This is a genomic window from Planotetraspora kaengkrachanensis (assembly GCF_016862895.1).
GTDB classification, from domain to species: domain Bacteria; phylum Actinomycetota; class Actinomycetes; order Streptosporangiales; family Streptosporangiaceae; genus Planotetraspora; species Planotetraspora kaengkrachanensis.
Map to the genome: position 1 here is coordinate 1 of NZ_BONV01000027.1, position 4,564 is coordinate 4,564.

The 4,564-nt window shown below is 71.5% G+C and carries 6 protein-coding genes; 1 reads left to right on the forward strand and 5 read right to left on the reverse strand.

Annotation, left to right across the window (positions count from 1 at the left end; translation table 11 throughout):
* The coding region (locus Pka01_RS25930; RefSeq protein ID WP_203885496.1) for a phytoene desaturase family protein at nucleotides 1–1,151 on the forward strand (1,151 nt) is incomplete at its 5' end.
* Here Pka01_RS25930 and Pka01_RS25935 read toward each other — a convergent pair.
* The 5 genes from Pka01_RS25935 to Pka01_RS25955 all read right to left on the reverse strand — a co-directional run bounded on the left by Pka01_RS25935 (nucleotide 1,117) and on the right by Pka01_RS25955 (nucleotide 4,462).
* Complete coding sequence (locus tag Pka01_RS25935; protein ID WP_203885497.1) at nucleotides 1,117–1,491, reverse strand: response regulator; 375 nt, start codon at nucleotides 1,489–1,491, stop codon at nucleotides 1,117–1,119. The two genes, Pka01_RS25930 and Pka01_RS25935, sit on opposite strands and share 35 nt — an antisense overlap.
* A 46-nt stretch (nucleotides 1,492–1,537) precedes the next feature.
* On the reverse strand, nucleotides 1,538–2,227 hold the full coding sequence (locus tag Pka01_RS25940) for a response regulator transcription factor (RefSeq protein ID WP_308442280.1): 690 nt from the start codon (nucleotides 2,225–2,227) through the stop codon (nucleotides 1,538–1,540).
* Between the two features lie 57 nt (nucleotides 2,228–2,284).
* Entirely contained in the window at nucleotides 2,285–2,704 is a 420-nt protein-coding gene (locus Pka01_RS25945) for a CoA-binding protein (RefSeq protein WP_203885498.1), read from the reverse strand.
* Between the two features lie 38 nt (nucleotides 2,705–2,742).
* The gene (locus Pka01_RS25950; RefSeq protein ID WP_239115301.1) at nucleotides 2,743–3,339 is read right to left on the reverse strand and encodes a GNAT family N-acetyltransferase; all 597 of its coding nucleotides are present in this window, start codon (nucleotides 3,337–3,339) and stop codon (nucleotides 2,743–2,745) included.
* Between the two features lie 115 nt (nucleotides 3,340–3,454).
* Entirely contained in the window at nucleotides 3,455–4,462 is a 1,008-nt protein-coding gene (locus tag Pka01_RS25955; RefSeq protein WP_203885499.1) for a sugar phosphate isomerase/epimerase family protein, read from the reverse strand.
* Between the last annotated feature and the right edge of the window lie 102 nt (nucleotides 4,463–4,564).

Sequence of the window (4,564 nt, forward strand, 5' to 3'; positions counted from 1 at the left end):
GGCCCGCCGCTCTGGTGCACCGCGATCCCGAGCGGACGGCGGAGTCGCTCGGCCGCGACTCGGCGGCGTGGCGGGCCACCGTGGGCGCCGCCGTACGGGCCGGGTTCCCCCTCGTCGACACGCTGCTGGCCCCGCTCTCACCACCGAAGGCACCCTTCAGCGCGGCCCGTTTCGGCGCTCCCGCACTCCTGCCGCTGACCTGGCTCGCCCGGTCGGCCTTCCGCACACCCGAGGCGCGTGCCGTGCTCGCGGGGATGGCCGCGCACTCGATGCTCGACCTGCGCGCCCCCCTCACCTCCGGGTACGGCATGATGCTCGCGGTCCTCGCCCATCAGGTGGGCTGGCCGGTCGCGCGAGGGGGCTCCCAGGCGCTGGCGGACGCGATGGTGAGCCGGCTCGTCGAGCACGGCGGCGAGATCGTGACGGGCCACACGGTGCGGAGCCTGAACGAGTTGCCGCCCGCCCGGTCGATCCTGCTCGACCTCACCCCGCGCCAGGTCGTCGCCGTGGCGGGAGATCGGCTTCCGGCCGCCTACCGGCGCCGTCTGACACGCTTCCGGTACGGTCCCGGCGTCTTCAAGATGGACTGGGCGCTGTCCGGCCCCGTCCCGTGGCGGGACCCCTCGGTCGCCTCAGCGGGGACGGTCCACCTGGGCGGCACCATGGAGGAGATCGCCCGGAGCGAGGCCGACGTCGCCCGGGGGAGGCATCCGGAACGGCCGTTCGTGCTGGCCGTCCAGCCGAGCGTGGCGGATCCGAGCCGGGCACCTGCGGGCGCCCACGTCCTGTGGGCGTACTGCCACGTCCCCAACGGCTCGGACGTCGACATGAGCGAGGCGATCGAGGCCCAGATCGAGCGGTTCGCACCGGGCTTCCGCGACGTCGTGCTGGCGCGTCACGCGATGGGCCCGGCGGCGCTCGAACGGCGCAACCCCAACCTCGTCGGCGGCGACATCGGAGGCGGCTCGGCCCAGGCCGGCCAGTTCGTCGGCAGGCCCGTCTACCGGGCGCATCCGTGGGCGACGCCGGTCGACGGCCTCTACATCTGTTCGGCCAGCACTCCGCCCGGGCCGTCCGTGCACGGGATGGGGGGACTGCAGGCGGCGCGGCTGGCCCTCAGACGGGAAGAGCGCGCAGCAGCGCGGGTGTGAGGTCGTCCTTGCGGATGTAGGTGAGCGCTCCGCAGGTCGCGGCGTCGGGGGGCAGATCGTCGGCCGCGTAGGTGGACAGCAGGACGATCTTGGTTTCCGGAGACCTCGCGAGGATCCGGCGCGTCGCCTCGATCCCGTTGATGCCGGGCAGGTTGATGTCCATGAGGATCATCGTCGGGTGGGCCAGCGCCGCCTGGTCGTAGGCGTCCTCGCCGCTCTCCGCCTCACCGATCACGCGCCATCCCGGCAGAAGGCGTACGAGGGCGCGCGCGACGGAACGGAAGGGCGCCTGGTCGTCGACGATGAGCACGTCCACGTGCGACGCCTCCTGAGCGGTCATGGCTTCAGCCTGCCCGAAAGGGCAGAACACACCAAGGTTGCGGACCTCACGTTTGCTGGGTGCTAGCACCACCTTTTTGTGCCGACAGGTACAGCAGAACCGCCATGACCCTGCGGTTGACGTCGGGTTCTGCGCCGAGGCCCAGCTTCGCGAACAACGCGTTGATGTGCTTCTCCACCGCGCGCTCGGTCAGGAAGAGCGCCGCCCCGACGGCCGCGTTGCTCTTGCCCTGCGCGATCTGGGCCAGCACGTCGCGCTCCCGGGCGGTCAGCCCGGCGAGCGGGGAGGTCTTCGCCCGGATCGAGTCCGTCACCAGCGCCTCCACCACCGCCGGATCGATGACCGAGCCTCCCGCCGCCACCGTGCGGACCGCGTGGATCAGCGCCTGCGGATCGCCGACCCGCTCCTTGAGCAGGTAGGCCCGCCCGGTGCTCCCCGTGGCGAGCAGCGGGGTGGCGTACGCGGGCTCGGCGTACTGCGACAACACGACGACGCCCATGCCGGGACGGCTCGCCTGGAACCCGGTGGCCGCCTGGATGCCCTCGTCGGTCGAGGTCGGCGGCATCCGGATGTCGGTCACCACCACGTCCGGGGAGTGCTCCGCCACGGACGCCAGCAACTGGGGCAGGTCGGCCGCGGTGTCCACGACCTCGAGGTCGTCCTGCAGATCGAGCACCCGCCGCACGCCCTCGCGCACGAGGAAGGAGTCCTCCGCTATGACTATCCGAATCGCCACGCAGGCAGCTTAATCCGCGACGGGCCGCGCGATCCCGGACGGACGGCGAGAAGATGATCAGGCCTCGCGGCGCAGCACCCACTCGACTCCGGGACAACGGTCCATGACCACGTCGAGCCCGGCGTCGAGGGCGCGCTGCGCGGCCGCCTCGTCGATCACGTCGAGAGGCAGCCAGACGGCGCCGGCGCCCGCCGCGATCGCCTCGTCGACGACGTCGCCCGCGAACTCAGCCCGCCGGTACACCCCCACGACGTCGACCGGGACCGGGACGTCGGCGAGCTTCGCGTAGCCCTGCTCACCCAGCACGGACTTGGCGGCGGGGTGGACCGGGATGATCCGCTTGCCCCTCTTCTGAAGCAGGTTCGCCTGCTGGTAGGCCGTGCGGTCCGGGTTGTCGCCCAGACCGACGAAGGCCCATGTCTTCGACTCGTTGAGCAGGTGCCGGATGACACGCAGATCCGCGAAACGATCGTCCATGCCTGTCGCAACACGCCGGGCCTCCCGGCGCTTCCCGGTCAGGGACGGCGGGCCCTGGCCGGCTCGTTGATGCGGGCGTGCACCTCCATGTCGTGCCACCCGTCGGCGTGGAGGAGGGCGCTGCGCAGCGTGCCCTCGTAGGCGAAGCCCGCCTTGTCCGCCACGAGGCAGGACGCGGTGTTGTACGTGGAGTGGTGCAGCTCCACCCGGTGCAGCCCGAGATCCTCGAACGCCCACCTCGTCGCCTCCACCGCGGCGCGGACGGCGGCCTCGCGACCGCGTGCGTCGGGGAGGATCCAGTAGGTGACCTGAGCCAGTCCCTCCGCCAAATGGATGTCACGCAGGGAGACACGGCCGAGGACCTCGTCGCCGGTCGGGTCGGTGACGGCCCAGCAGGCGTCCGTCTCGGCCTGCCAGCGGACCGGCCACTGGGCGATCCAGTCGGTCGCCTGGTCGAGGGAGGTCATCGAGCGGCGGTGCCAACGCTGGATGGCCGGGTCGGAGAACGCCGCGAGCACGGCGGGGGCGTCGTGGGGGAGCCAGGAGCGCAGGAGCAGATCGCCCGCCCTGAGCTGGGGCTGCTCGTTGTCGCGCATCCAGCCGGGAGTCACGACGGGAAAGGGATGGGATGGCACGAGGCCATTCTTCCCTCAATCCGATGACCGGCATGTCACCGGGTCGACCCTATGTCCTCCATGGCCGGTGGGCGGGCGGGGCCGGCCGATGCGGCGCGGCCCCTCCCGCGGACCGTCACTCGCTGGAGAAGGCGGCGTCGAAGGCCGCCTCGGGCGGGGTGATGGCGTTGAGGGTGCGGATGTAGGCGAGGGCCTCGGGAGCGCCGGCGAGGCGGTCCATGCCCGCGTCCTCCCACTCGATCGAGATGGGACCGTCGTAGCCGATCGAGTTGAGCGCGCGGAAGCAGTCCTCCCACGGCACGTCTCCGCGTCCGGTGGAGACGAAGTCCCAGCCCCGGCGCAGGTCGGCCCAGGCCAGGTGCGACGACAGCCGGCCACGGCGGCCGTCGCCGATGCGGACCTTGGCGTCCTTGCAGTCGACGTGGTAGATCCGGTCGGCGAAGTCGAGGATGAAGTTCACCGGGTCGATCTGCTGCCACACCATGTGGGAGGGGTCCCAGTTCAGCCCGAACGCGGGGCGGTGGCCGATGGCCTCCAGCGTGCGGACGGTGGTGTGGTAGTCGTAGGCGATCTCGCTGGGGTGGACCTCGTGGGCGAAGCGCACGCCCACCTCGTCGAAGACGTCCAGGATCGGGTTCCACCGATCGGCGAAGTCCTGGTAGCCCCGGTCGATCATCCCCGGAGGCACCGGCGGGAACATGGCGACGGTGTGCCAGATCGACGACCCGGTGAACCCGATCACGGTGTTCACACCGAGCAGGGCCGCCGCGCGGGCGGTGTCCTTGATCTCCTCCGCGGCGTTGGCGCGCACCTCCTCGGGGTCGCCGGAGCCCCAGATGCGGGCGGGCAGGATGCCCTTGTGCCGCTCGTCGATGGGGCTGTCGCAGACCGCCTGCCCGACCAGGTGGTTGGAGACGGCCCACACCTTCAGGTTGTGCTTCTCCAGCATCTCCAGCTTGCGGGGGACGTAGTCGGGCTCGGCCAGCGCGCGGTCGACCTCGAAGTGGTCGCCCCAGCAGGCGATCTCCAGCCCGTCGTAGCCCCACTCCGAGGCCAGGCGGCAGACCTCCTCGAAGGGCAGGTCGGCCCACTGGCCGGTGAACAGCGTTATCGGTCGTGTCATGAGTCCTCCACGGTGACGAAACGGCTGCCGTCGGCCGCACTTTTCTCGACGGCGGCGAGGACCTGCTGGACGCGCAGGCCGTCGGCGAATGAGGGGGTGGGG